The sequence below is a fragment of the Paenibacillus phytohabitans genome, assembly GCF_013141775.1.
Taxonomy (GTDB): domain Bacteria; phylum Bacillota; class Bacilli; order Paenibacillales; family Paenibacillaceae; genus Paenibacillus_AQ; species Paenibacillus_AQ phytohabitans.
Genome location: NZ_WHOB01000043.1, coordinates 137,424 through 160,328, shown reverse-complemented (window position 1 = coordinate 160,328; position 22,905 = coordinate 137,424). Strand labels below are relative to the sequence as shown.

Here is a 22,905-nt window from a genome sequence, read left to right as displayed (position 1 = left end):
CACATTCTTATTACAACTTCAGTCTATTTAGATCACTGGATGAGGGATATAAAGTTTTTCCAGGCTTGTGATTTCTTCAGGTGTCAATTGAACAGACAATGCCGAAACCGAATCTTCAAGCTGGCTGATGCGGGTCGAACCGATGACCGGAGCTGTAACCTCCTCCTTGTGCAGCAGCCAGGCAAGGGCAATCTGTGCCCGGGGAAGTCCACGGTTCGCCGCAACCTCGGCAACTCTCTGTGCAACCTTGCGGTCCGCTTCTTCCGTTCTGGTGAACATCGCCTTGGCTACCTGGTCATTCTCTGATCGTTCCGTGAGCTGATCCCAATCCCGGGTTAACCGGCCCGCAGCCAGAGGCAGATAAGGTGTGATCCCTACCCCCTGATCCTTACAAAGCGGGAGCATTTCCCTTTCTTCTTCCCGATACAGCAGGTTAAGTCTGTTCTCCATTGCAATAAATCTTGTCCAGCCGTTTCGCTCTGCGGTGGACTGCGCCTTCGCAAACTGCCATGCCAGCATGGAGGATGCTCCAAGGTATCTCACCTTGCCAGCCTTCACTAAGTCATGAAGAGCCTCCATCGTCTCCTCAATCGGCGTATTCGGATCATAGCGATGAATCTGATACAGGTCAATGTAGTCTGTTCCAAGCCGTCGTAGACTGTTATCAATTTCGGTCATTATGGTTTTACGGGAAAGCCCCATAGCATTCGGACCCTTACGCATCGGGACGAACACCTTCGTGGCAATCACAGCTTCGTCCCGGCGGACAAAATCCTTTATGGCCCTTCCGAGAATCTCTTCACTGGTACCATCGGAATACATATTAGCAGTACTGAAAAAATTAATGCCTAATTCGATTGCTCTTTTAATAATCGGTCTGCTGTTCTCTTCATTCAACGACCACGGGGTATTGCCGCGTTCAGGTACCCCGAAGCTCATGGTTCCAAGACTTAACTTCGATACGTCCAAGCCGCTTCGTCCAAGCTTCACATATTCCATTGAATAGTCACGCTCCTATATGTTTATGAATCTTTAGGTTGACGTATCAACCAACAAACATACAATAGCATCTTGTGGTTGATACGTCAACCATGCTATGATCCTTCTATGGACAATATGAGCGAATTAAACGAAGATGAAATGCAATTATGGAATATGTGGAAAGGCTCCTTCAAACGTATCTTCGGCCGGGTTGTGAAAGAGATGTCTGAGCATACCGGGCTATCCGAGGGCGATTTCGGAGTATTAGACCGGTTAGTACAATTCGGAGAGGGGAAGCTTCGTCAACAGGAGCTGGCTGACTCTATGGACTGGGATAAAAGCCGGTTATCTCATCATCTGACGCGGATGGAGAAACGGGGTCTCGTGCTAAGAAAACCGCTGGACACAGACCGGGGTGTACAAATTATCATCACCTCCGCCGGCAGCTCCGCCTTGGAGGCAGCCCTTCCCATAGTCTCGAAGGCAATACGCAAGCATTTTCTGGACCAGTTAACCGATGAGGATATTAAGTCAATTACTACACTGGCGGAGAGAACGAAAACACCCTGACTGCTTAAGATACGGGCTACCATACCACATCATTACGGCAATTCACGGGCAATTCCAGGCCCACCCCCTCGCGGGCTGGCCTCTTTTCTATGCTCATTGTCTATATGCGGAGTCACCTTGGAATGAATAGCTTCATGAATGTCACGTACACCGGATTAACCATAAGACCTGCCGGGTTTACGGAATATCTCTTCCCCGTGTCCAACCTCCGGATTCGGTCCATTTCCTCCCCGTTCAGTGCAAAGTCATAAATTTCGCTATTCTCTTGGATCCTCTGCGGATTGGACGACTTAGGGATAACAATACTCCCCCGCTCCAGATGCCAGCGCAAAATGACCTGCGCAACCGACTTGCGGTGAGCATGAGCGATTGCTGCCAGCTCCGGATGCTCCAGCAGCACCTTGCTTCCCTGCCCTAGCGGCCCCCACGCCTCATGAAGAATCCGGTTCTGAACCATATAGTCATACAATTCGTTCTGCTGGAACTCCGGATGGGTTTCGATCTGGTTCACCATCGGCAGGATCCGGGCGTTCTTCTTGAGCTGCTCCAGATGCCGTATCCCGAAATTGGCAACACCTATGACTTTGATCCTGCCTTCATCGTACAGCTCCTCCATCGCCTTCCAGGCCTCAACATAATGAGGGCCCGCGAAATGTATCAGATACATATCGAGATACGTTACGTTCAGCTTCCGGCAAGTCAGCTCGAACGCCTTTCTCGTCGCATGATACCCAAGATCCGTCGTCCAGGCTTTGGAGGTAATGAAGAATTCCTCACGGTCAATGCCACTGTGCAGGATGACCCGGCCCAGTGCCGCTTCATTACCGTATATTTTCGCTGTATCGAAATGGCGGTACCCGCTCCGGATAGCATTCTCTACCGTCTGCTCAAAGGCCTCCCCATTCTTGATCTTATACAAGCCAAACCCCAGTTGGGGAATGTTTACTCCGTTCACCGCTTGAACTGTCTGATTCATTGACGGCCCCCTCCCTTCCTCTTCCGGATTACAGCTCCGATGATTACCTGTCACATTGCGCAAGGGCCTTCTCCAATTCGCTTACTAAGCTTTTCAACAACATCAGCTTACTTCCGGTGTCCAGACGATAATAGTTGCGTGTTCCTTCTTTCCGGACGCTTATAATCTGTGCCTCTTTCAATATTTTCAGATGATGCGAAACGGCCGGACGGGATAAGTGGGTTTCCACCCTTATCTCACCTACACGCATACCGGGATTCTGCGGCCCTTGAAGCAAGGCCAACAGGATGGCCTGCCGGGTCTCATCTCCGACCGCGTTCAGCACCTTAAGCGAGTTCCTAAATTCGGTGGCAAGAGCAGCCACAAGTTCCTGGTCTACGGAAATCACCCCTTTTCGTTTAATTGTTTATTTCTTTGGACGGAAATAAGATACCACAAATTCCACCCCGGCTGCATTTCGGGAAAGAAATTCAAGAACCTTTCTTTCCCATAACAGGAAGCAAGTCCGTTACTTTACATTAGCTTGGCCAACCGCCTGATCTCATCACTTAACCTTGGATTGACCGGATACACCTCTTCCAAGAAATCCAGAATGCATAGTGCCGATTCGGGCACATGATCGTATCCCTGAATCATCCCGCCGATAATCTCTGCAAAACGGGGGTATCTCTTCTCCAGCCGTCTTTCATTTCCAAACGGGTCGGGATAATAATCAACCTCGTCCTCCAGCAGATGGAGTACAGACAGAATCCTGTCTATAGCATACCCCTGAATAAACCGCGTAGCGGATAGACGCTCACCTCTTGCATAACGTCCGAGGCCTACGTATAGATTGGTTAAGGCTTCGTTCAAAGGAAAGTCCAGGGAATCCTCCTTCGGAGAAGGGAGGGGTCTTAAAGGTCTGGCGATCGCCGTATTGGCATACAGCGGATTCTTCCATATCACCCGGCCCTCCGTGTAAGCGACGTCCGCCAGCTCCGATTCCTCGAATACAGCATATTCCGCGAAAATCCCATCCTCGAACAACACCTTATATCCAAGGTCCGAATTCTTGAAAGCATAGGCAAGAGGCTGTATGTCTTCTAGCCAATCCAACTGGTCGATATATCTCCGGGTCACTCCCGGCTTCACAATAACGAAGAAATCCAAATCTGAATACTCATCCATCCGTGCCGTCTCGACCCCAACGGAACCAACACCTAATAATAATAGAGCATCACCTGTGTGCTCCAGTGACTTGCCGATTTCGTCCAGCCGCTGCAGCAGCAATTCTGTTCTCTGCATATGAATCCTCCTCTGGTCCGGCAATGCAAAAAGGGTCCAACCCCACTTCTCAGCGAGGTTGAACCCTTAGGTTACATTGCCTTTATTAATCTACCGTAAAGTTATCATGTTTGAATTGTTGCTGTCAAATGGTATCCTAGATTACAGGTGAATATTGGGGGGATACGTACATGATTACCGCTACAGCGGCAAGAATCATAAATTTCTTGCCGGATAAATGGGTCACATCCATATCGAAAAATATTATAAATAATTACCTCAACAAATATGCAAATATACATATAACCGGCAGTGAAAACTTAAAAGAGATACAAACACCGACTATTTTTGTATGTAATCATCTAAGCAATTCGGATGGATTAGTGCTGGACAAAGCTCTAAAAGCGATTAATCCTACTTTTGTAGCCGGGGAAAAGCTTTCAAAAAATGCAGTGACCAGCATCGGTGTCAATATAATAAAGACTACAACTATTAAGCCCAATACTGCTGACAAAGAGGGTCTCCAAAGGATAATCAAGCTTGTTAAACAAGGGGAAAGCTTACTGATCTTCCCGGAAGGAACCCGAAGCAGAGCCAGCAGTTTGATTGAAGCGAAGAAAGGTATCCTTCTTATAGCAAGATTAACCGGAGCTCCCATTGTACCTGTCGGTTTATATGGGACAGAGAAGCTTTTACCTATTCATCAAGATGGCGATATGAAGGCGGAAACATTCAATAAGGCAGATGTGCATATCCAGATCGGACAACAATTTGAATTGCTCCAGCGGGCGAAGGATCAGGATAAAAAAGAATATGAAGAGTCCACCCTCACATACGTAATGAAAAAAATAGCAGAATTATTACCCGAAGGCTATCGGGGAGTCTATAAATAATCTGAGCTATCCTTTGAGGGTTTGCTTGGATGCGGCTTTTTTCTCCTGGGTATACTGCTTGAGGCTGACAGACCCCCCATTGACAGAAATCATCTTGCTGAATCCTTATACCGAAAAAGATGCTCCTCGCGATAAACAATCGATACTGGACATTAGAGGAAAAACAGCAGATGGCGAGCTTATCAATGTTGAAATGCAACTGTTTAATAAATACGACACCGAAAAACGAACAATGTTCTATTGGAGTAAGCTCTATAGTGGACAGCTTCAAGAAGGTCAGTCTTATAGAATGTTAAAGAAATGTGTAACTATCAACATCCTGAACTACTCTTTTTTACCCAATGATCAATATCATAACGTATTCCATTTACGTGAAGCTAGAAGCGGTATACCACTTATAGACGACATGGAACTGCATTTTCTCGAACTGTCCAAGCTTGGCGATCATGCGGTCCCCGTTGAAAGTGGTGGATTGGTCAACTGGTTACTTTTTCTGAAAGGTGTAGAAATCCAATTGGGAGGTACTGACGATGAACGAACCTGTGCTGAAAAAAGCAATGGACACATTGGAGTTTCTTAGTCAGGATGCCGAAGCTCGCCGTTTATATGAAGACAGACAAAAATTTCTTCATGATGAAGCTTCCATGATTGAAGGAGCACTAGCTGAAGGTGAAAAAAGGAAAGCTGTCCAGATAGCCCTGGAGCTTCTCAGGCTTGGAGTAGATACAACTATCATAACCAAAGCATCCGGGCTGTCCGAGGCTGAAATTGTCTCTCTAAGAAAACATAATTAAAATCAGGACTCTCATTCCTTTACCAGCCTCTACCTATATTTGGGTAGGGCTTTTTAATATTTAGATTCAGCGACTCGCCCCAGGCGCAGTAATCAGAATCTTACTGGCAAGAGCAATAGTCTGTGCACGTTCCGATTCAGTAAGACCTGCGGTTACCTCCGTAATCTGACGCTCAATCTGCTCTCCGACTTCATGAATGATCTGCCACCCTGCCGCAGTTGCCCTCACGTTGAATCCCCGCTTGTCGGCCGGTGACACGGTCCGCTCCACCAGTCCGCGGCGCTGGGCACGGTCCACGAGTCCGGTAATGCTGGATTTATCGAGTCCCAGATGCTTGGCCAGCTGCAGCATACCCGGTTCCCGGTCCCGCAGGATACCCAGCAGACGGATCTGAATGATCGAGAGATCATGCTCCGCCCCTATTCTGGCGAGAATGTTCTGGATCAGGAAGGATAGCTGCACCAGACTGTCCACAATCGACAGATCATCCAGTTTATCAAAAGAATCATCGTAACTGCTCATATTCGCCCCTCCAGAATTCATCATTTATCTAACCTGCTGTCCACATTGTATCATAATCGCCGTTGACTTTGTACGTGAAACAAACTATATTGTTTGTATTACAAACTTATTAGTTTGTTACACAAACAAAAAAACTGCCCATGGGGCAAATGGAGGCCAATATTATGTATGCTGCTGTTGTACGATCCTTCGATTCAGGTCCGAAATATGAAATTCACGATACTCCGGTACCCTCGGGAGAACATGAAGCTCTGGTTGATGTGCTTGCAGCCGGGTTGCATCTCCGGGTACGGGCACAAGCCAATGGTTCTCACTACACCAGTACGGATGAATTGCCCCTGATCCCTGGTGTTGACGGGGTAGGCAGGCTGCCGGACGGTCAGTTGGTCTATTTCGTTACAACAGATACTGCTCTAGGATCTTTTGCCGACAAAACTGTAATTGACCTTCGGCGCAGTGTGCCAATTCCGGCTCATGCCGATCCTGTGCTCATCGCTGCCTCTATGAATCCGGCCATGTCAGCCTGGGTGACCCTGCGCCGCAGGGTTCAGGCGCAGCCGGGCTTCAAGGTTCTCATTCTGGGGGCAACCGGCAATTCCGGACAGATGGCGGTCCAGATCGCCAAGCTTATGGGGGCCAGTCAGATTATCGCTGCCGGGCGGGACCCGGAGCGTCTCCGTTCGCTTACGCCGCTCGGCGCGGATGTAACGGTCTCGCTTGCGGGTGATCCGCAAGCAGCTGCCCTGCGCCTCGGCGAGGCGGCTTCCGAAGTGGATATCGTTCTTGACTATCTGTGGGGCGAGCCTGCCGGACTGGCTATGATTCCGCTGCTGACCCGCCGATCTGACCGCAGCCGGCTGCTGACCTGGATCCAGATTGGTTCCGTTGCCGGAGCAGATGCCGCTATCCCTTCTGCCGCACTCCGCTCGGCCAACTTCCAGATCATCGGCAGCGGTCAAGGGTCTGTGACTCCAGCCGGATACTTGGCCGAATTCCCGGCGCTAATCGATGCGATTGCTGGAGGCAAGCTTACTGCGAACCCAATTGCTTTTCCGCTGTCCAGGATTGAAGAAGTGTGGAATACTCCGGCAGGCAGCCAGCAGCGGGTAGTGTTCGTACCGGAGAATTAATTAATTCCTTGACCCGCCCCGCCTAAGCAGCAGGCCCGTGTCCGAATTTTCGTCAAGCTTTGTTATCCCGGTTGTAACTTCTCCTCTTGATAAATCTGGAAAGTGAGTGATAAACTTAGCAGGGCATCCCGCATAAGGAAGCATGCTTACTCTCTACAGAACAGGAGGCCGAAGGAAAATTGGCGATTTATTTGGTAAGACACGGCAAAGATGATGAAGGATTCCGTGGAGGATGGAGCCAGCGGGGACTTATCACGCAAGGTTACCGACAATCCGAGAAGCTCGGCCGCTATCTTCAAGATAACCAGTCTTCATTTAACATAAAGCGTATTGTCAGCAGCGATCTGCAGCGGGCTCTGGATACGGCTGGTGAGCTGGCAAGAGAGCTCGGATTGCCGCTCGAGCGCAGTATGGACTGGAGGGAAATGAATAATGGCGTGATCGCCGGCATGCCGAACGAAATCGTAAATGAACGGTTTCCGGGTTTGTATTTCTCCGGTTTACGGATGGACGAGCGCTATCCCGGCGGCGAAAGCCCGCTGGAGTTCTTCACACGTATCCGGGATACATTCGCTCTTCTCTGCGAAGAACAGGCAACCCGCCATCCGGAAGGTAACCTCATGATTGTTACTCACGGCGGAGTCATTAATATCATCTATCATATTATAAAAGAATTAGACTGGAACAACCGCGGCAGTAAATTCCCGGCTTCCTATACCGGCTTGCACACCATCGAGAATCAGGCCGGCAAATGGATCGTTTCGCTGGAGAATTATACTGTGTAGCTTACAAAAAAGGCAGACCCGCCAGCCATTACGGCTTTTGGGTCTGCCTTTTTTTGTAAAACTTAAATCTATTCTTCTGACTGAACATCCGGACGGTCCGGCAGCTGTTCAAGGTAACTGTTAGACATATTCAGCAGCCGCTGCACGTTATTGAACTGCGCCTCAGTCGATCCGCCGGCAAGCACCGAATTATCCTTCTGGCTGAAGTTGGTTCCGTCCGCGTAGGCTTCTCCGGTGACATAAATACTTGAATTGTTGATAAAAGAGCCCGTCGGCAGGAAATGCCGGACCGGTAACAGATTGGTCTCCTGATTCAGCAGATCCTCCCCGAAGTGAAGCTGATTCTGCACGGAGACGCCCAGCAGATTGGCTATAGTCGGCAGAATATCAATCTGTCCTCCGGTATGCTCAATTACAGCGGGCAGCGTTCCGGACGGAGAGTGCACAATGAACGGGATATTGAACATATCCGTATAACCGTACTCATACCCGATCAGCTCTTTCAGCCAATCCTTCTCGTTATCGCCAAGCGCATAGAGCGGTACGCCCTGGTGATCCCCGTAAAATACAATCAGACTGTCGTCCCACACTCCGCTGGCCTTAAGTTCATCCAGGAACTGCCCCATCGCGTAATCCGCATAATTCTGGGACTGGATATAGTCGCCAAGCAGGGTCCCCTGATACTGCTCAGGCAGAGTCATCTTAAGCTTATCCTCCGGCAGACGGAAAGGATGATGAGCACTCATGGAGATAACCATGGCATAGAACGGCTCTTCCTTCGCATCCAGAGCGGCCAGCTCGGGAACGGTTTTGGCGAACAGTACTTCGTCTGAAGAACCAAAAGCAATATGGTCATCGTCGCCATAGAAGCTCTGATCATAATACTTGTCGAATCCGATGGCTTTGTAGAGCTCTTTGCGGTTCCAGAAATCCACGCTGTTGGTATGGAAGGTATACGTATGATAGCCGTTTGATTTCAGCAGACCCGGCAAGCTCGGCAGCGTTTTGTTCATATAATTGGAAGAAGTCGCCGGCTCATTCTTGGGCACATAAAAAGAAGTATTCACCACGAACTCCGCGTCCGAGGTTGTACCTTGACCCGCATCCGTATAAAAGTTATTAAAATAGGTATTGTCTTTCACCAGCTTGTTAATGTTCGGCGTAACTTCCTGTCCGTCAATGGTCAGTCCGATCAGGAAGTTCTGGAAGGATTCCATCTGGACCACGATCAGATTCTTGCCTTGGTCGGCAGCGAAATACTGCGGGGACTCTGGCACGGTAATGCCTTTCAATTCATTCACAGCTGTCTGCGTAATCTCTTTGCTGTCGATGATTTCTTCCTTCTCCGTAGTATCGGCGAACAGGGTATATACCTCATAGTTGAGGATGCCCATACTCTCGGCTTTCTTGATCTCATTCATGCTCGCATGGTTCGGCCAGATATTGAAGATACACAGTCCGATGGAGACAGCAGTGATCACCGTCAGCACCGGCCGGCTCATCCGCACGGTACCTCTTTCTTTCCAGCGCGAAATATATTTCGGCCGGAACATCAGGAACAGGAAGAACACGACGTCCACGAAGATAAACAGATAATAAGGAGTGATAAGGGAATAGGTGCTCTCCCCTACCTTCGTAACTTTGTCGGCCTGCTGCAGCGCATGATATGTCGCAATGACGCCATAATACTTGTAGTACATCAGCACAGCGAAATAAATGACCGTTATAAACAGATTGGCCACCATATAATAGAGAATCTTCCGCTTGCGTGCCAGCCACTCGATGAGACTGAATACAATGAGGAAAAATGGAATTTCCGTAAACATGGTGCCCCAGTTAGGCCCGTCATTAAAAACAACATACCACGCCACCCCACTCTTGAGCAGCAAGAGAAAAGTGAACAGCAATATAGGCTTGTTGCGGATATCAAATGATTTTTTCATAAGTGGTCTCTATCTCCTTGTATTTCAGAAAGAATTACATCACGTTTCAATAATATGCATAACAAGAGGTCTTTGCTCCAGCTGTTGCCATAGAAGGACTAACGATGGGTCACTTCCTCACATTTGTTGTAGGCATAAATTGTACTACTGAATTAAAGCACAAATTACGTAGGTTATCAACCTATTTTAATTAGGCGGGTAAAAACGGCAATGCCGTCCTCCAAGGGACGGCATCTGTTTCATCCTTCATACTCGAACGGATCGTCGCACGAGTAAATCTCATCGAAAAATCCGTTATACAGAATTTCGTCTTCCAGGCATTTAATGAGAAAAGACAGCCGCCCGTCACATTCCGGTTCCCCGCCGTTATTCCGCATGACCTCGAAGGCATCCACAACACTTTCCATCAGGGTGACTTGGATGAATAAAGGCAGCTGATCCAGCACCGCGGGTTCAATCCGGGTCTCTGACCGGTACCCTGCGAGAACGGTTGCAAAGTAATCATCCATGAATTCCTTGCGTTTACCGGGATCAGGTTCAAATTGTATCCAGCCCACTCCATGTGTCCAGAGAGCTGCCAGCTCAAACATATACCAGCCGAAACAGCAATTGTCGAAATCGTATACGGTGATTTGTCCGGTATCATAATCTATTGAATAATTACCGTCATTGTAATCGAAATGAAGCATTCCGAAAGTCTCCCCGTTCGCTTCCACTTCTCGCAGGGTGCTAAGCAGCTCAATCAGCTTCCCCTTAAGCAAGGTCAGGGATTCAGGAATCAGCTCATCCAGATATGCGGAATTGTATTTGTCAAAAAAGCTATACCGGCGATGGACCGGCGTGTACTCTTTGGATAACTGATGCAGTTTCCCCAGCACTTTACCGCAGTTATAATAATATTCGGTAATGGGCACACCTTCCCTGTACCGGTAATGATGCTCCACCAGCATTTTTCCTGCGGCTTTAGTGAACAGGCTGACAAAATACCTGTGATTATCATGAGTAATCTCTTCCAGCAGATTCCCGTTCCGGGAGCTGATCACATTCGCGACGCTGCCTCCATGCTCATACAGGTAGCGGACATACTCCAGTTCACCCAGGAAATCGTCGCGGCTCCGGTCAGGCAGGAAAGCGAACCTGAGTATTTTGGGGCTGGCTCCTGCTTTTTCACAGGTGTATACAATATTACGCCCTCCCTCATGCGCCTCAACCTGCCCGAACTCGTAGCCGTATAACCCGTACAATTCTGATACCAGGGGAAGTAAGTGTGCAGTACTTTTTTGGGCAACCTCAATATAGTTTATAATATCTCCTCCAAATCTAATTTGCGCTGCGATTTCCTGTATGGAATCCCAACCACCATATTTTACCTATAGCAACCACTCAAGCTCCATGGATAGTTTTTATATATTCAAACTTTACTGCCATTTATTTCATTCTAGACACAAACAAAAGCAGCCCCAGTCATTCGCTGACCGTAGGGCTGCTTTTTTATTTTGCGAAAGTATACACTTATAAACTATCGTATGAAGGAGCTACGCCGGGGGTTAAGACGTATAGTTCTTGCCCAGGCCCAGGCTGGTCAGCAGCTGTCTGTAAGCAATCGATGTCCGGTCTGCCGGAATATGGGCTTCTGCCTGCAGATCGAGCGGCAGATCCTCCGGAGTCTGCGACTCCACCATCTCCGCGTCCTCCTGGAACACCTGCAGATTGAACTTGATCGTATCCTCTACAGGGGCGCTCTTGTCAAAGTTACGGGAGATCGGGCAGAACAGCCGGGTATAGCGGGCGGATACCGGGGATGCACAGTTCAGAATCTTCAGCCTGCCCTCATCCGGGAAATAGACAGTCAGCGAAGCGGCGAACGGGGCAAAGACGCGGAACTCGCGCAGCCACATGAACCCTTCGGGTGCAGGGTTCTCCTGACCTTTGCCGTAGTTGCTGACCGTGCTCCAATACTCCGCTACCAGCTCCGTATCCCCTTCACGCCATACCTTATACTGGGGGACCTCTGTATTGTTACGGTCACCGAAGGTTGCCGTATGCACGTAAGCGAAATGCGATACATCCAGGAAGCCTTCCATCTGCCGCCCGGAGGAACCGGCAATATCAAAGCTCGGAATTAGAATATTAATGTAGTCGGGATCATCCCAGGCCGGAAAAGATGGGATTTGCTCCGGCGCGCCACCCAGGCAGGTCCAGATCAGGCCATAACGCTCCACGGCGGGATAGACAATCAATTTCAATTTGGGTGAGATCTTGCTGCTTGGATGCGCCGGCACCGCCGTACACTTTCCTTCACAGTTATACCGGAAACCGTGATAAGGGCAGACAATCTCACCGTTCTCAACCCAGCCCTTGCTTAAGGGCGCTCCACGGTGGAAGCAGAGGTCCCGGGCAATGACCACCTTGCCTTCGCTGCGGTACAATACCAGCTTCATATCCAGCAGCTTCACCGGAACAGGTTTATCCTGAACCTCATCTGCCCTCGCTACCGGATACCAGTACTGGGCCAGTATACGCCAGTCTTCTGGCGAGAAGGTGCAATCACGCGGGAGCTCCAGTTGTTCCTGCCGTTTCTTTTCCTCTATCATGACCGCTCCACCTCTCAAATCGCTATGAATGCATAAGATGATTTAATTATATGTTAGAATAACTAACTTGTTGTGTATATTTTAAACTGATTCCGCTACTAAAATCAATTACAAATCCATTCCTTTTGTAATTTCGCCTAAAATGCACCTGTCAATGTTATGCATCATGACATAAAGAGAACAAAACCTTAATAGATGTATATTCAGGCCATCCTCCGCAAAAGTTAACGGGTGTGCTACCTTAAGCTGCAATACATACAGCATTGTGAATGGTACGCTTTGCACACTGATGACCGGGTGCTTTTCAAGTATATCTGTCTTTTCAAGTATATCTGTCTAGTAAGATCCGCCTAATAATAGTTTCTAAAAATAACTTGCTTTATTTAAGTTATAAGCTATAATAAAAACATAATAGCTACTTCAAAAAACTTACAACACATTCGAGGAGGAATTACAATGACAACATTAAACATCGGAATTATTCTGGGAAGTACCCGCCAAGGCCGCGTTAGCCCACAGGTAGGCGAATGGGTGAAAGGTATTGCTGACGCACGCGGAGATGCCAATTACGAAATCGTGGATATTGCCGACTTCAAACTGCCGCTTCTCGGTGAAACCGACAGCTATGCGGAAGCCCAAGCGTGGGCAGCCAAGCTGGCAACACTGGACGGCTTCGTGTTTATCGTACAGGAGTATAATCACAGTCTTACCGGAGCACTGAAGAATGCCCTGGACTCCGCCCGTGAAGAATGGAACAACAAAGCAGCCGGTATCGTAAGCTACGGTTCAGCCGGAGGCGTCCGCGCCGCTGAGCATCTGCGCGGAATTCTCGGCGAGCTGTCCATAGCAGACGTTCGTGTCCACCCTCTGCTCTCGCTGTTCACTGATTTCGAGAACGGCTCCGTCTTCAAACCGGCCGATCTGCATACCGCCAACGTTAACGCCATGCTCGATCAGGTTCTGGCCTGGAGCGGCGCCTTGAAGACTTTGCGTCAGTAAATAAAGGGTAATGGCAACGCATCATTATTATTAATAAAGGAATAAAGGGGTCTCAACCGCCAGAAATGGCTATTGAGACCCCTTTTTACATTGAGATGGATGGATAAATAGATAAGATAGCGGAACTATGTGAGAATGCCGCGCGAACAGACTGTTGCTCCTAGCACTGCGGGAATGGCGCCGGCAGAATGGAGACTACTTGGTAAGCTTGTAGACAAGTTTTGTAAACATTAATGCTTTGTAGACATAAAAAGCTTTGTAGACATAAATGTTGCACTTTTTGCAACTTATATTGGTATAAATCCGGGTGTTCAGGCCGATTGTTGTATGAAATACAACAATTGTCCCGCTAAAACGCATGCTGGAGGAGAATTGCTGCATTTTGTACAACAATATTGGATTTGAGCCGAAATCATGAGGAAAATGCTGTATTTTATACAACAATTTTGTATCCGGGCCGAAATTATAGATTCAGCCCAGACCTCCATCCGTACGCACATGTCTAATCCTATCTTTAAGATGATTCATCAGGGCCCCCTGCTCCTACTTATCGTGACAGCAGCCTGCTGATCAGCTCCCGGCGGCTGGACACGCCTGCTTTGGCAAAGATTGATTTCAGGTGATCCTGAACGGTATATGCAGAGATATGGAGCGACTCCGCCAATTCCTTGGTGGATAACCCCAGCAGCAGCATTTCTGCAAGCTGTTTCTCGCGTGCGGTTAAGGTAAAGGCATCGGCCAGCAGGCGGAATACATCGGAGGATCTGGCATTTACAAAAGAAACGGCCAGCATGCCTTCCGGACCGTCAAGCCTGCTGGCCGTAACGGTCAGATAAGCCCCATCCCCGGTTTGGAGGCATATTTTAGCGCTTGAAGGAACAACACCGGAAGCTCTCTCCTCCGCTACGACCCGTAAGCACACGGCCCGGACCGGACCCGGCAATACTCCCGCATCCAGACGTTCGAACTGCCGCATCTGCTCCAGCCAATAATTCGCCGCTGCATTCGCACTCAGCGGAACAAGCTGCTCATTCAGCATCATAATCCCGTTATCTTCCCGTGCCCCGCTGTCCGAATCCTTGCCGGGCTGCGATGTGGCGTAACTGCGCAGTCCGGCAGCAATCAGCGGAGCAGCGGAAGCGATCCGGGCACATTCCTGCGCTTGAAACGGAAGGCTATCCAGCGGACGGAATAGAGTCAGGAAGCCCCAGCAGACCCCGCCTGCCACGAGCGCTGCGCGCAGCTCATCTCCGAACCCGGCAGGCTGCAGTACTTTGCGGTAACGCTCACTCTTCTCAAGACTTCCGCCGGTAACTCCGCTTAAGCAGGCTACCGGAAGCTCCGCCTTGGCCAAGTGCTCATACTTCATATAATCCTCATGCAGATATTCATATTCGAACAATACAGAGTGCACAGCAGCAAGCCCCTGCTCCGTTACCGCTCCGGTGGTTAGAAGCGTATGCGGATCTACTGTCGTGCAGCAGGCCGCGGCAAACGGAATAACGGAACGGAGTTTAGCAATAACCGCTTCCCTGTATTGCTGTGAATTCATAGCTCCCCCGCCCCGGGCCGGGTCCAGCTGCAGAATGCTTTTCATCGCCTCGTTCATCTTGGTGTCCTCTCTAAATCCCACATATGTGGGATGGTCTCCCGTCCTTGAAATCCGGATAATGAAACATAATTCCTATTATATCGCAGGTAAGCTTACATTCAATATTCAAGGACGGAGAAGATACAATGAAAACAGATATTATAGTCATCGGCGGTTATGGTCATGTCGGGTCACAGATTTGCCGGCTTCTTGGCGGGATGCATCCCGGGAAGGTCTATGCGGCGGGAAGAAACCTGAAACGTGCCGAAGAATTCTCCAGGAGTACGGGCGGTTATGTGAAGCCGCTGCGTCTGGCGGCAGAGGAGCCGCTGGACCAGAGGCTGCTTAAACGGGTGAAGCTGGTTGTGATGTGCCTGGACCAGCAGGATACCCGGCTGGCAGAAGCCTGCTTACAGCGCGGCACGCATTATGTAGATGTCTCGGCGAGCGGCGAGTTCCTCAGCAAGCTGCAGAAGCTGGACCCGGTGAAGAATGGCCTCCAGGCTGCAGCCCTGCTGAGTGTCGGTCTGGCTCCAGGGCTGACCAACCTGCTCGCGGCACGGGCCATGCAGGAACTGGAGCATACCGAGTCCATTGACATCTCCATAATGCTCGGGCTTGGAGACAGTCACGGACAAGCCGCTCTGGAGTGGACAGTGGATAATCTGGGTGCAGCCTTTGAGATTACTGAACACGGCAAAGCGCGCACGGCTTCAAGCTTCACCGGGAGCAAGTCCACCGATTTCGGCTTTGATCTGCGGACCCGGACAGCCTACCGCTTTCCCTTCTCTGATCAGCAGACGCTGCCTGTAACTTTAGGCGTTCCATCTGTTTCCACCCGGCTCTGCTTCGATTCCCGCATCTCTACCTCCGCTGTTGCTGTGCTGCGCAGATTAGGTCTGCCCGCGCTGCTGCGGAACAGAACCTGCCGTAACTTCGCTGTCCGGGCTTTCGGCAAATTCAGGTTCGGCTCGGCACGCTTCGCGGTTAAAGTGGATGCCTATGGGTTGAAGAACGGCAAGCCCATGCAAATAGAATATGGAATAGAAGGCGTACATGAAGCAGACATTACTGCAATAACTGCCGCTGGTGTAATCCTTAACCTCTACGAATCTGCACCGCCGCCAGGTGTCTATCATATTGAGCAGTTATTCACACTTCAGCCGGACGGGAACCGTCTATCACTGGTATCCGCAGGGAAGGCCGGAACCGGCGTAAGTATGGCCTACCCTCTGAACGGCGTCACTTTCTGGACGCGGAGTACTGTCCGATAGATTCTCTTTTTGCAAATAATGAAGCGATTCGCTACAATAAAATGAATCATTAAACCGTCCGCCAAACATCTTAAATTTGCAATTCTGGCGCTTCCAAGCTATCTATCTCTCCCTAAGGAGGACTACTCATGTCCAGCCAAGAACCCGTTCAGCCGACAGAGCTCCAGGAACAATTCACCCTGCTGATGCGCGGACTGGGAACCCGGACGGTACAATACCAGCAGAATGTGGCCTCCGCCCTCGGACTATACAATAATGACTTCATATCCGTAGATATCCTGCGTGAAAAAGGTCCGATTACCGCCGGAGAACTGTCGAAGCTAACCGGACTGACTACCGGCAGCGTCACCGCATTAATCGACCGGCTGGAGAAAACCGGCTATGTCCGCAGAGAAAATGACCCGGGTGACCGCCGCAAGGTGATTATCGTTCCGCTGTATGAGCATAAAGCGGATGTCATAGAGACATATTCCACACTTCATTCGGCTATGATTGCCTTGGCTGCTTCATATACGGAAGAAGAGCTCCTGCTGATTACTCAGTTTCTGGGCAAAGCTGGCGCAGTGCTGGAACAGCAGATCGATCACCTGAATGCCAATCCTCCCGGCAGTTCTAATTCCTGACGCCTTCCTGAATACAACAAGGCGGCCGTTAACCTAACGGCCGCCTTGTTTATGCTATTTTATTGGATTACGGATGAAATGAATCTGGCCATCTCCCCGCTGGTCTCATTCAGCTTCTCAATGACATCGCTGAACTGGGTTACGAGCTCAGCCTGCGCCGAGGAAGACTTGGCAATTGCCTCAATCTCCTGCTCCATCTCCCGGATCGAGCGCTGCACCGTGCTAAGAGAATCCTCGATCGACTTCGTAGCTTCCTTCGTATGTACCGACAGCTTGCGGACCTCTGTCGCCACCACACCGAAGCCTGCCCCCTGCTCTCCGACCCGCGCAGCCTCAATTGCCGCATTCAGGCCCAGCAGATTCGTCTGCTCGGAGATCTCCCGGATGAATCCGGCAACCTTATTCACCTGCTTGGACTCTTCCACCGTCTTGCGGGAATTGTCCAGAATCTGCGCGGTTGTCGCCGACAGCTCCTGAGACTGGGCCGCCACATTCTGAACCATATCCACAAGCTGGCCGCTAATCTGATTAATGCTTTCCGTCAGCTGTTCCATTTTATCTTCATTTTCCAGCGTATAGGCAATTGCGAAAGCCCCTATAACTTCACCCTCCGTACCGTAAATCGGGACTGCCGAAGAAATGACAGTTGCTCCATACAGCTCAGGTGACAACCGGTTTGTCGTGGCGCGTCCGGCCAGGGCATTGCCGAGGGACGGATCATCCGGCGAAACTGGACTTCCTTTGGTTAAGCCGAAATCCAGCACTTTGCTGGGTGCATAATAATGGAATATTTCCCGATCCGTAATGCCGATCATAATATCCTGTGCGTGAATCTGTTTGAAGAAAGGTGCTGCTGCGACCAATGCTGCCAAGTTATCCATAAGCATCTCCTAAATGTGAATGTTTAGAATTATTATCGACACATTTAGCCGATTAGTGAAGAGTGCTGATTATGAATTATGAACGTCCTGAATTATGAACGCCCTGCCTTAACATGCTTAAGCTGAGCCACAATAATGACGCTGATGATAATTAGCAGGAACCATGAGCTGATCTTGCTGAAGCCCACCAGATGCCAGGCTTCGTGCTGGTCGGGATATTTCCAGGCACCCAAGAAGGTAGCGATATTCTCAGCGATCCAGATGAAGAAGCCTACAATGAAAAAAGCCAGCGTCAGCGGCATCCGGTACGTCCGCTCCTGCACCCGGTAGATGATCCATGTCCTCCAAAAAACAATTACCACGAGCGCCGTCAGCCACCAGCGGAAATCCGGAATGAAGTGGTGCGTGAAAAAGTTCAGGTAGATCGCTCCGCCCAGAAATCCCGCAGAGGCCAGCCCCGGCCAGCCGGTCATGTCCATCTTCAGCCTGCGCCAGATCTGGCACATATAGCTTGCCACGCTGGCATACATAAACCCGCTGTACAGCGGTACCCCGAGCAGCTTCGTGTATCCCGGATCAGGGTATGCCCATGAGCCCATTCTTATTTTATAAATCTCCAGCACCAGACCAATCACATGAAATACGCAGATTACCTTGATCTCATCGAGGGTCTCCAGCCCGCTGCGGTACATAAGGTACTGCACGGTCAGCAGGATCAGCAGAATGGCATCATACCGGTGGATGAAGGGCAATTCTACTTTACTGGTAAGTATCAGGGTTCCAAAGATCGCAACGGGAAAAATGCAGCTCATCGCGTGATGATAGCCGAAATGCAGCAGCCGTACCAATGATTTCAACATCGTCCTCTCCTCGTTCCCCGCTCCCTTTTATTCTGTAGCTTCCGGAGTGTATTCTAATATATCTCCCGGCTGACAATCCAATGCCTTGCAAATCGCCTCGAGCGTTGAGAACCGGATTGCCTTCGCCTTGCCGTTCTTGAGTATAGACAGGTTAGCCATTGTTATGCCCACCTTCTCCGTAAGCTCAGTTACACTCATTTTCCGTTTCGCCAGCATCACGTCAATATTGATTATAATCCCCATGGTCATCACCTCAGACTGTCAAATCATTTTCAGATTTTAGTTCAATAGCTTCGTTCAACAGCTTCTGGAGCACTGCAGCGAATACAGCGATCACCATGGAAGCCAGGATAATGATCATTCCGATGACGATAATCCCCGGGGCATCATCCCTCTCCGCCATCAGATAGAACAGGGGCATGCCTATAACAAACATACCGCTGATGGCGACTGCACAGTTCTTGATATTCTTCAGCACCTGTACAGAGGTATCCGAGAATGCCTTGTTCTGGTCGATGTAGCCTAACAGCTTAAAGGCCTGATAGAGTGCGATGTAAAAAGGCAGTGCCGCCCCGTACAGATCGATCATCACGAGAGCCTGTATGTAAGACATATCCGGATACAGCTCTGCTGCAAACCCCGCGATCTCCGGCACTACAAATACACATAGAGCAAGTGCAGCCAATCCAAACAGCACAATCACTGCCTTCAAAAAAGTGGTCGACCCTGGTTTGCGTTTCATTGTAAAAGCACCTCACTTCAGAATTGTGAGTTTAATTTACCACATAATTTATCGTTTATCAATATATTTAGATTGAAATATGATATTTAATTATTGTTTATCTGTTACTCATTGGCGGCAGATATCAATAAACTGCTGCAGCGCGGCAGGCAGGGATTCATTCTTACGCGTGCAGACAGCAATATGGTTGCTTAGGTGAATCCCCTCCACATGCACACGGGAGAGCTGCTTCCACTCCACATATTCGCGCACGGCGAGAGAGGAGATGAAGTTTGCACCATACCCCGCGATTACCGAACGGATGGCTTCACCCAGTCCGCTGAATTGCAGTGCGACCTCTGGCGGCTTCAGGCCATAAGTCGTACATAACGAGACAAGGCGCTCTCTTGTTGAGCTGCCCTCCTCCCGCATAATGAACGGCTCCCGCATCATCTCCGGCAGTGAAACCGTACGGTCTGCATAGGGATGGGAAGGGGCTACCACGAACCACAGCTCATCCTCGAAAAGCTCCAGCCATTCGACATCCTCCGGTTTCTCCTTGGCTCCGCCCCCATAGAAGGCAACATCTGCTTCATGCCGCTGCAATTGCTCAAAGGCCTGCTGGGAGTTCGTTGTTGTAATCTCGATCTCAATCCCGGGATGTCCCGCTTTGAATCTGGCAGCCCAGCCGGGAACCAGGAAATTAGCCGGCAGATAAGTAGCGGCGATACGCAGCTTCCCTTTTTTGCCCTGGCGGTAGTCTTCTACAAATTCATCCATTTGTTCCTCATAGGTGAAGAGATTCCCTGCCTGCTTCGCCAGTTCTGTTCCAAAGGAAGTAAGTGAAATTCCGCGGCCGCTGGGGTTAAACAAAGGCAGTCCCAAATCCTTCTCGAACTTCTTGATTTGGCTGGTAACCGCCGGTTGGCTGATATTGAGCCGTGCAGCCGCCTTCGTGACGCTGCCCGTCTCGGCAACATAATAAAATAGCCTTAGTGCATGCAGGTTCATGCAGATCGCCTCGATTCATAATCAAATTATATGCAAACTATAAAAACATATATTAGTTTTATGAATTATTTTACCTTATATTTAAAACAGATCCAATACAACACTTAACCAAACGGAGGGATTCACATGAAAGAACAGAACAAATGGAGTAAGGTTGACGCGTATTTCGATGACAAGCTGCTGGCGGCAGATCCGGTGCTGGACGCCGTTCTGGGCGCTAATGAAGGTGCAGGATTACCGGCGATTGATGTTGCTCCGAACCAGGGGAAGCTGCTGTATCTTCTGGCTAAAATGAAAGGCGCCGTTAATATTCTGGAGATCGGCACGCTGGGCGGCTACAGCACCATTTGGCTGGCAAGGGCGTTGCCGGAAGCAGGAAGACTGGTTTCGCTCGAGTTCGAGCATGACCATGTAGTCGTCGCTGAGGATAATCTGAGAATGGCCGGGTTAGCGGATAAAACGGAGGTGATTGAGGGGCCGGCACTTGAGACGCTGGCGACACTTGAAGCCCGGGGGCATGGCCCTTTTGACTTCATCTTCATTGACGCCGACAAACCGAACAATCCTCATTATCTGAAATGGGCATTGAAGCTGGCCCGGCCGGGAGCGGTAATTGTGGCCGATAACGTAGTGCGTGATGGTGAGGTCATTCAGGCGCAGAGTACAGATGACCGCGTACAAGGCATCCGCCAGTTTATGGATCTGCTCTCCGCCGAGCCGCGAATCGAGGCTACTGCACTGCAGACGGTAGGCAGCAAGGGATACGACGGCTTCGTGCTTGGCATTGTTATTTGAATGTCCTCCCCGGATCGAACGGCGGTGCACTTCATGACCCCTTTGCTAGCTATACAATATAAAAGTGCCCCGCAATATCACAGGGCACTCTTGGCTATCGGTTATTTTAAGTAGAATACATCTTTCAAATTCTTGGACACCGGGCTGTGATCAGGGTTAGTCTCCATCAGCGGCTCCATATACACCCACCACTTCCGGCAAATCTCCGTCTGCGACATCTGATCCCACCGCTCTTCGTCTTCAATCTCTACGTAAGCAAACAGGCTGCCCGTTTCTTCATCCAGAAAAATAGAATAATTATGTGCGCCATGGTTCTTCAGCTCTTCAGCCATCTCCGGCCAAAGCTCATCATGACGGCGTTTGTACTCCTCATAAGCATCGGGATAAACATGCATAACACTCGCTTTTCTAATCACTGTTCAGCTCTCCAGACATATAGGGGTGTAGTTAAAACTTAAGTGAACTATTATATTGAACATTATAAAGTATAGATGAACTTTATTGAATATAAATAAACACAAATAAACTCCGAATATCTGGCTTAAATTAAGGAGCCCCCTATATTGCTGATCAGATGCTGCTTGAGCTTGTCCGCCTCTGACTGCTGTATCCCCTTCGCCACCAGTCTGGCCATTTCAATCGCCCCGGCTTCCGAGAAATGCGTGTTATCCTCTGCTCCCTCAGGAAGGTTAGCATATTGGCCCGGTTCCGCCCACAGAAATACTTGCTTGGAACGCGCTTCACCAAGCTCCTCAAAATATACTTTGCTGAGTGAAGCGAGATCCACAAAGGGTACAGCTCCCCGGACGGCAAGCTGCCTCATAGCTTCAATATATTCCCCGTGGGTATTCCGGATGGCCCCATCCTCCTCGAAGAAGCGCCGGTGCATGGGCGCTACAAGCACAGGATACGCACCGGCTGAGCGCGCAAGATCAATATATTGCTTCAGGTAATGCTGATAGGTTGTGAACGGACCCGCACCTTCTTCTGTTTCTTTCTCATCGTTGTGGGCAAATTGGACAAGCAGGAAGTCGCCCTTGCGCAGTCTTTTGGCTATCCGCAGCAGACGGTTCTCCTCAATAAAGGTTCTGGCGCTTCTGCCGGAACGTGCATGATTCGCCACAGCAATGTCTTCATCCAGGTACAATCCGATCATTTGGCCCCAGCCTGTATAAGGGAATTGCCCCGAGGCCTGATCCGTTACGGTAGAATCTCCGGCAAGAAATAGAGTAGTGATGGAGCTTACCCGGTTAACCGTCACCTGCCGCACACTTGGTGCAGCACCGCCGAAAGCCAGCTTGAGCACACCATCCTCGACATGCACAGCAAAGATGCGGGTGGTGATCTCACCGGGCCCGGTCTTCACCTCAAACAGCCGGATCCGGCCGAGTCCTTCTCTTACGGTAGTAACGGCGGAGGTGTCCGGCGAACCGATCTCCAGCGTTACGGTGTAATTACCATTCGGCACATCCATCAGCAGCGTCGGTACTATAGGAGAGAAGTAATCCCCGGGCCATGAATCCTTGAGCTCCTCATTCTTCGAGCCTGCCGGCGCTGCGGCAAAGCCATAACCCTTTTCCATGTCATACAGGCTATCCAATGCGGGTACAAACGAATAGTTAAATATCATACGGGCATCCACCTTTCTTTTCCCGTCTACACTAATTCATCCGGATATAGAAGACAATCGGACTCTTTT

24 protein-coding genes and 1 pseudogene are annotated in these 22,905 nt (G+C 49.7%); 9 read left to right on the top strand and 16 right to left on the bottom strand.

The window, feature by feature from the left end:
- Positions 1 to 27: 27 nt before the first annotated feature.
- Entirely contained in the window at positions 28 to 999 is a 972-nt protein-coding gene (locus tag GC101_RS16265; protein WP_171718072.1) for an aldo/keto reductase, read from the bottom strand.
- A gap of 141 nt (positions 1,000 to 1,140) precedes the next feature.
- Between GC101_RS16265 and GC101_RS16260 the strand changes: the two genes are divergently transcribed.
- Positions 1,141 to 1,551 carry a MarR family winged helix-turn-helix transcriptional regulator gene (locus GC101_RS16260; RefSeq protein ID WP_246354360.1) on the top strand — a complete coding sequence of 137 codons (411 nt, stop codon included), beginning with the start codon at positions 1,141 to 1,143 and terminating at the stop codon, positions 1,549 to 1,551.
- Positions 1,552 to 1,663: 112 nt separating this feature from the next.
- Here the strand turns inward: GC101_RS16260 and GC101_RS16255 are convergent, their stop codons facing one another.
- The 3 genes from GC101_RS16255 to GC101_RS16245 all read right to left on the bottom strand — a co-directional run bounded on the left by GC101_RS16255 (position 1,664) and on the right by GC101_RS16245 (position 3,811).
- Positions 1,664 to 2,527, bottom strand: coding sequence for an aldo/keto reductase (locus GC101_RS16255; protein ID WP_171718071.1), 864 nt, complete (start codon positions 2,525 to 2,527; stop codon positions 1,664 to 1,666).
- Positions 2,528 to 2,570: 43 nt separating this feature from the next.
- Entirely contained in the window at positions 2,571 to 2,915 is a 345-nt protein-coding gene (locus tag GC101_RS16250) for a metalloregulator ArsR/SmtB family transcription factor (protein WP_171718070.1), read from the bottom strand.
- A gap of 125 nt (positions 2,916 to 3,040) precedes the next feature.
- Positions 3,041 to 3,811 (bottom strand): hypothetical protein, encoded by a 771-nt coding sequence (locus GC101_RS16245; protein WP_171718069.1) that lies wholly within the window; start codon positions 3,809 to 3,811, stop codon positions 3,041 to 3,043.
- Between the two features lie 170 nt (positions 3,812 to 3,981).
- Here GC101_RS16245 and GC101_RS16240 point away from each other — a divergent pair, with 170 nt between their 5' ends.
- Both GC101_RS16240 and GC101_RS16235 read left to right on the top strand, forming a co-directional pair.
- Positions 3,982 to 4,683 carry a lysophospholipid acyltransferase family protein gene (locus tag GC101_RS16240; RefSeq protein WP_171718068.1) on the top strand — a complete coding sequence of 234 codons (702 nt, stop codon included), beginning with the start codon at positions 3,982 to 3,984 and terminating at the stop codon, positions 4,681 to 4,683.
- Positions 4,684 to 4,756: 73 nt separating this feature from the next.
- A pseudogene (locus tag GC101_RS16235) lies at positions 4,757 to 5,477 on the top strand (Rpn family recombination-promoting nuclease/putative transposase); the annotation flags it as partial.
- Positions 5,478 to 5,543: 66 nt separating this feature from the next.
- Here GC101_RS16235 and GC101_RS16230 read toward each other — a convergent pair.
- Entirely contained in the window at positions 5,544 to 5,999 is a 456-nt protein-coding gene (locus tag GC101_RS16230) for a MarR family winged helix-turn-helix transcriptional regulator (RefSeq protein ID WP_171718067.1), read from the bottom strand.
- Positions 6,000 to 6,163: 164 nt separating this feature from the next.
- On the opposite strand from GC101_RS16230, the gene GC101_RS16225 reads away from it, so the two are divergent.
- Together GC101_RS16225 and GC101_RS16220 are read left to right on the top strand one after the other, a co-directional pair.
- Positions 6,164 to 7,129, top strand: coding sequence for a quinone oxidoreductase family protein (locus tag GC101_RS16225; RefSeq protein WP_171718066.1), 966 nt, complete (start codon positions 6,164 to 6,166; stop codon positions 7,127 to 7,129).
- 179 nt (positions 7,130 to 7,308) lie between these two features.
- Complete coding sequence (locus tag GC101_RS16220) at positions 7,309 to 7,914, top strand: histidine phosphatase family protein (protein ID WP_171718065.1); 606 nt, start codon at positions 7,309 to 7,311, stop codon at positions 7,912 to 7,914.
- Positions 7,915 to 7,982: 68 nt separating this feature from the next.
- Here the strand turns inward: GC101_RS16220 and GC101_RS16215 are convergent, their stop codons facing one another.
- From GC101_RS16215 to GC101_RS16205, 3 genes are all read right to left on the bottom strand, one after another.
- Positions 7,983 to 9,857 carry an LTA synthase family protein gene (locus GC101_RS16215; protein ID WP_171718064.1) on the bottom strand — a complete coding sequence of 625 codons (1,875 nt, stop codon included), beginning with the start codon at positions 9,855 to 9,857 and terminating at the stop codon, positions 7,983 to 7,985.
- A gap of 239 nt (positions 9,858 to 10,096) precedes the next feature.
- On the bottom strand, positions 10,097 to 11,161 hold the full coding sequence (locus GC101_RS16210) for a phosphotransferase enzyme family protein (RefSeq protein WP_171718091.1): 1,065 nt from the start codon (positions 11,159 to 11,161) through the stop codon (positions 10,097 to 10,099).
- A 243-nt stretch (positions 11,162 to 11,404) separates the two neighbouring features.
- Positions 11,405 to 12,451, bottom strand: a complete 1,047-nt coding sequence (locus GC101_RS16205) for an aromatic ring-hydroxylating oxygenase subunit alpha (RefSeq protein ID WP_171718063.1) — start codon at positions 12,449 to 12,451, stop codon at positions 11,405 to 11,407.
- 456 nt (positions 12,452 to 12,907) lie between these two features.
- On the opposite strand from GC101_RS16205, the gene GC101_RS16200 reads away from it, so the two are divergent.
- Complete coding sequence (locus tag GC101_RS16200) at positions 12,908 to 13,450, top strand: NADPH-dependent FMN reductase (RefSeq protein ID WP_171718062.1); 543 nt, start codon at positions 12,908 to 12,910, stop codon at positions 13,448 to 13,450.
- A gap of 547 nt (positions 13,451 to 13,997) precedes the next feature.
- On the opposite strand, the gene GC101_RS16195 is transcribed toward GC101_RS16200, so the two are convergent.
- The gene (locus GC101_RS16195) at positions 13,998 to 15,059 is read right to left on the bottom strand and encodes a helix-turn-helix transcriptional regulator (protein ID WP_171718061.1); all 1,062 of its coding nucleotides are present in this window, start codon (positions 15,057 to 15,059) and stop codon (positions 13,998 to 14,000) included.
- A 128-nt stretch (positions 15,060 to 15,187) separates the two neighbouring features.
- On the opposite strand from GC101_RS16195, the gene GC101_RS16190 reads away from it, so the two are divergent.
- Together GC101_RS16190 and GC101_RS16185 are read left to right on the top strand one after the other, a co-directional pair.
- A complete protein-coding gene (locus GC101_RS16190; protein WP_171718060.1) occupies positions 15,188 to 16,315 on the top strand; it encodes a saccharopine dehydrogenase family protein in 1,128 nt (375 codons plus the stop codon).
- Between the two features lie 128 nt (positions 16,316 to 16,443).
- Complete coding sequence (locus GC101_RS16185) at positions 16,444 to 16,938, top strand: MarR family winged helix-turn-helix transcriptional regulator (RefSeq protein ID WP_076246756.1); 495 nt, start codon at positions 16,444 to 16,446, stop codon at positions 16,936 to 16,938.
- Between the two features lie 59 nt (positions 16,939 to 16,997).
- On the opposite strand, the gene GC101_RS16180 is transcribed toward GC101_RS16185, so the two are convergent.
- From GC101_RS16180 to GC101_RS16160, 5 genes are all read right to left on the bottom strand, one after another.
- Complete coding sequence (locus tag GC101_RS16180; RefSeq protein WP_042135993.1) at positions 16,998 to 17,819, bottom strand: methyl-accepting chemotaxis protein; 822 nt, start codon at positions 17,817 to 17,819, stop codon at positions 16,998 to 17,000.
- A 92-nt stretch (positions 17,820 to 17,911) separates the two neighbouring features.
- Positions 17,912 to 18,679, bottom strand: coding sequence for a DUF817 domain-containing protein (locus GC101_RS16175; protein ID WP_425497148.1), 768 nt, complete (start codon positions 18,677 to 18,679; stop codon positions 17,912 to 17,914).
- 27 nt (positions 18,680 to 18,706) lie between these two features.
- Positions 18,707 to 18,922, bottom strand: coding sequence for a helix-turn-helix domain-containing protein (locus GC101_RS16170; RefSeq protein WP_042135991.1), 216 nt, complete (start codon positions 18,920 to 18,922; stop codon positions 18,707 to 18,709).
- A gap of 10 nt (positions 18,923 to 18,932) precedes the next feature.
- A complete protein-coding gene (locus GC101_RS16165; RefSeq protein ID WP_171718059.1) occupies positions 18,933 to 19,421 on the bottom strand; it encodes a DUF2975 domain-containing protein in 489 nt (162 codons plus the stop codon).
- A 108-nt stretch (positions 19,422 to 19,529) separates the two neighbouring features.
- Entirely contained in the window at positions 19,530 to 20,411 is an 882-nt protein-coding gene (locus GC101_RS16160) for a LysR family transcriptional regulator (RefSeq protein WP_171718058.1), read from the bottom strand.
- Positions 20,412 to 20,537: 126 nt separating this feature from the next.
- Here GC101_RS16160 and GC101_RS16155 point away from each other — a divergent pair, with 126 nt between their 5' ends.
- Positions 20,538 to 21,206: an O-methyltransferase gene (locus tag GC101_RS16155; RefSeq protein WP_171718057.1), complete on the top strand. Its 669-nt coding sequence runs from the start codon at positions 20,538 to 20,540 to the stop codon at positions 21,204 to 21,206.
- A 101-nt stretch (positions 21,207 to 21,307) separates the two neighbouring features.
- Here GC101_RS16155 and rhaM read toward each other — a convergent pair whose 3' ends face one another.
- Together rhaM and GC101_RS16145 are read right to left on the bottom strand one after the other, a co-directional pair.
- Positions 21,308 to 21,622 (bottom strand): L-rhamnose mutarotase, encoded by a 315-nt coding sequence (rhaM, locus tag GC101_RS16150; protein WP_039308886.1) that lies wholly within the window; start codon positions 21,620 to 21,622, stop codon positions 21,308 to 21,310.
- Between the two features lie 125 nt (positions 21,623 to 21,747).
- Complete coding sequence (locus GC101_RS16145) at positions 21,748 to 22,836, bottom strand: rhamnogalacturonan acetylesterase (RefSeq protein WP_171718056.1); 1,089 nt, start codon at positions 22,834 to 22,836, stop codon at positions 21,748 to 21,750.
- Positions 22,837 to 22,905: the final 69 nt, after the last annotated feature.

What these genes read in the sequence shown, in the direction of transcription:
- GC101_RS16190 (WP_171718060.1), top strand. Translation starts at nt 15,188, where the DNA reads ATGAAAACAGATATTATAGTCATCGGCGGTTATGGTCATGTCGGGTCA.
- GC101_RS16145 (WP_171718056.1), bottom strand. Translation starts at nt 22,836, where the DNA reads ATGATATTTAACTATTCGTTTGTACCCGCATTGGATAGCCTGTATGAC.
- GC101_RS16215 (WP_171718064.1), bottom strand. Translation starts at nt 9,857, where the DNA reads ATGAAAAAATCATTTGATATCCGCAACAAGCCTATATTGCTGTTCACT.
- GC101_RS16255 (WP_171718071.1), bottom strand. Translation starts at nt 2,527, where the DNA reads ATGAATCAGACAGTTCAAGCGGTGAACGGAGTAAACATTCCCCAACTG.
- GC101_RS16205 (WP_171718063.1), bottom strand. Translation starts at nt 12,451, where the DNA reads ATGATAGAGGAAAAGAAACGGCAGGAACAACTGGAGCTCCCGCGTGAT.
- GC101_RS16155 (WP_171718057.1), top strand. Translation starts at nt 20,538, where the DNA reads ATGAAAGAACAGAACAAATGGAGTAAGGTTGACGCGTATTTCGATGAC.
- GC101_RS16240 (WP_171718068.1), top strand. Translation starts at nt 3,982, where the DNA reads ATGATTACCGCTACAGCGGCAAGAATCATAAATTTCTTGCCGGATAAA.
- GC101_RS16265 (WP_171718072.1), bottom strand. Translation starts at nt 999, where the DNA reads ATGGAATATGTGAAGCTTGGACGAAGCGGCTTGGACGTATCGAAGTTA.
- GC101_RS16180 (WP_042135993.1), bottom strand. Translation starts at nt 17,819, where the DNA reads ATGGATAACTTGGCAGCATTGGTCGCAGCAGCACCTTTCTTCAAACAG.
- GC101_RS16175 (WP_425497148.1), bottom strand. Translation starts at nt 18,679, where the DNA reads ATGTTGAAATCATTGGTACGGCTGCTGCATTTCGGCTATCATCACGCG.
- GC101_RS16245 (WP_171718069.1), bottom strand. Translation starts at nt 3,811, where the DNA reads ATGCAGAGAACAGAATTGCTGCTGCAGCGGCTGGACGAAATCGGCAAG.
- GC101_RS16225 (WP_171718066.1), top strand. Translation starts at nt 6,164, where the DNA reads ATGTATGCTGCTGTTGTACGATCCTTCGATTCAGGTCCGAAATATGAA.
- GC101_RS16230 (WP_171718067.1), bottom strand. Translation starts at nt 5,999, where the DNA reads ATGAGCAGTTACGATGATTCTTTTGATAAACTGGATGATCTGTCGATT.
- GC101_RS16260 (WP_246354360.1), top strand. Translation starts at nt 1,141, where the DNA reads ATGCAATTATGGAATATGTGGAAAGGCTCCTTCAAACGTATCTTCGGC.
- GC101_RS16165 (WP_171718059.1), bottom strand. Translation starts at nt 19,421, where the DNA reads ATGAAACGCAAACCAGGGTCGACCACTTTTTTGAAGGCAGTGATTGTG.
- GC101_RS16195 (WP_171718061.1), bottom strand. Translation starts at nt 15,059, where the DNA reads ATGAACGAGGCGATGAAAAGCATTCTGCAGCTGGACCCGGCCCGGGGC.
- GC101_RS16200 (WP_171718062.1), top strand. Translation starts at nt 12,908, where the DNA reads ATGACAACATTAAACATCGGAATTATTCTGGGAAGTACCCGCCAAGGC.
- GC101_RS16185 (WP_076246756.1), top strand. Translation starts at nt 16,444, where the DNA reads ATGTCCAGCCAAGAACCCGTTCAGCCGACAGAGCTCCAGGAACAATTC.
- GC101_RS16170 (WP_042135991.1), bottom strand. Translation starts at nt 18,922, where the DNA reads ATGGGGATTATAATCAATATTGACGTGATGCTGGCGAAACGGAAAATG.
- GC101_RS16160 (WP_171718058.1), bottom strand. Translation starts at nt 20,411, where the DNA reads ATGAACCTGCATGCACTAAGGCTATTTTATTATGTTGCCGAGACGGGC.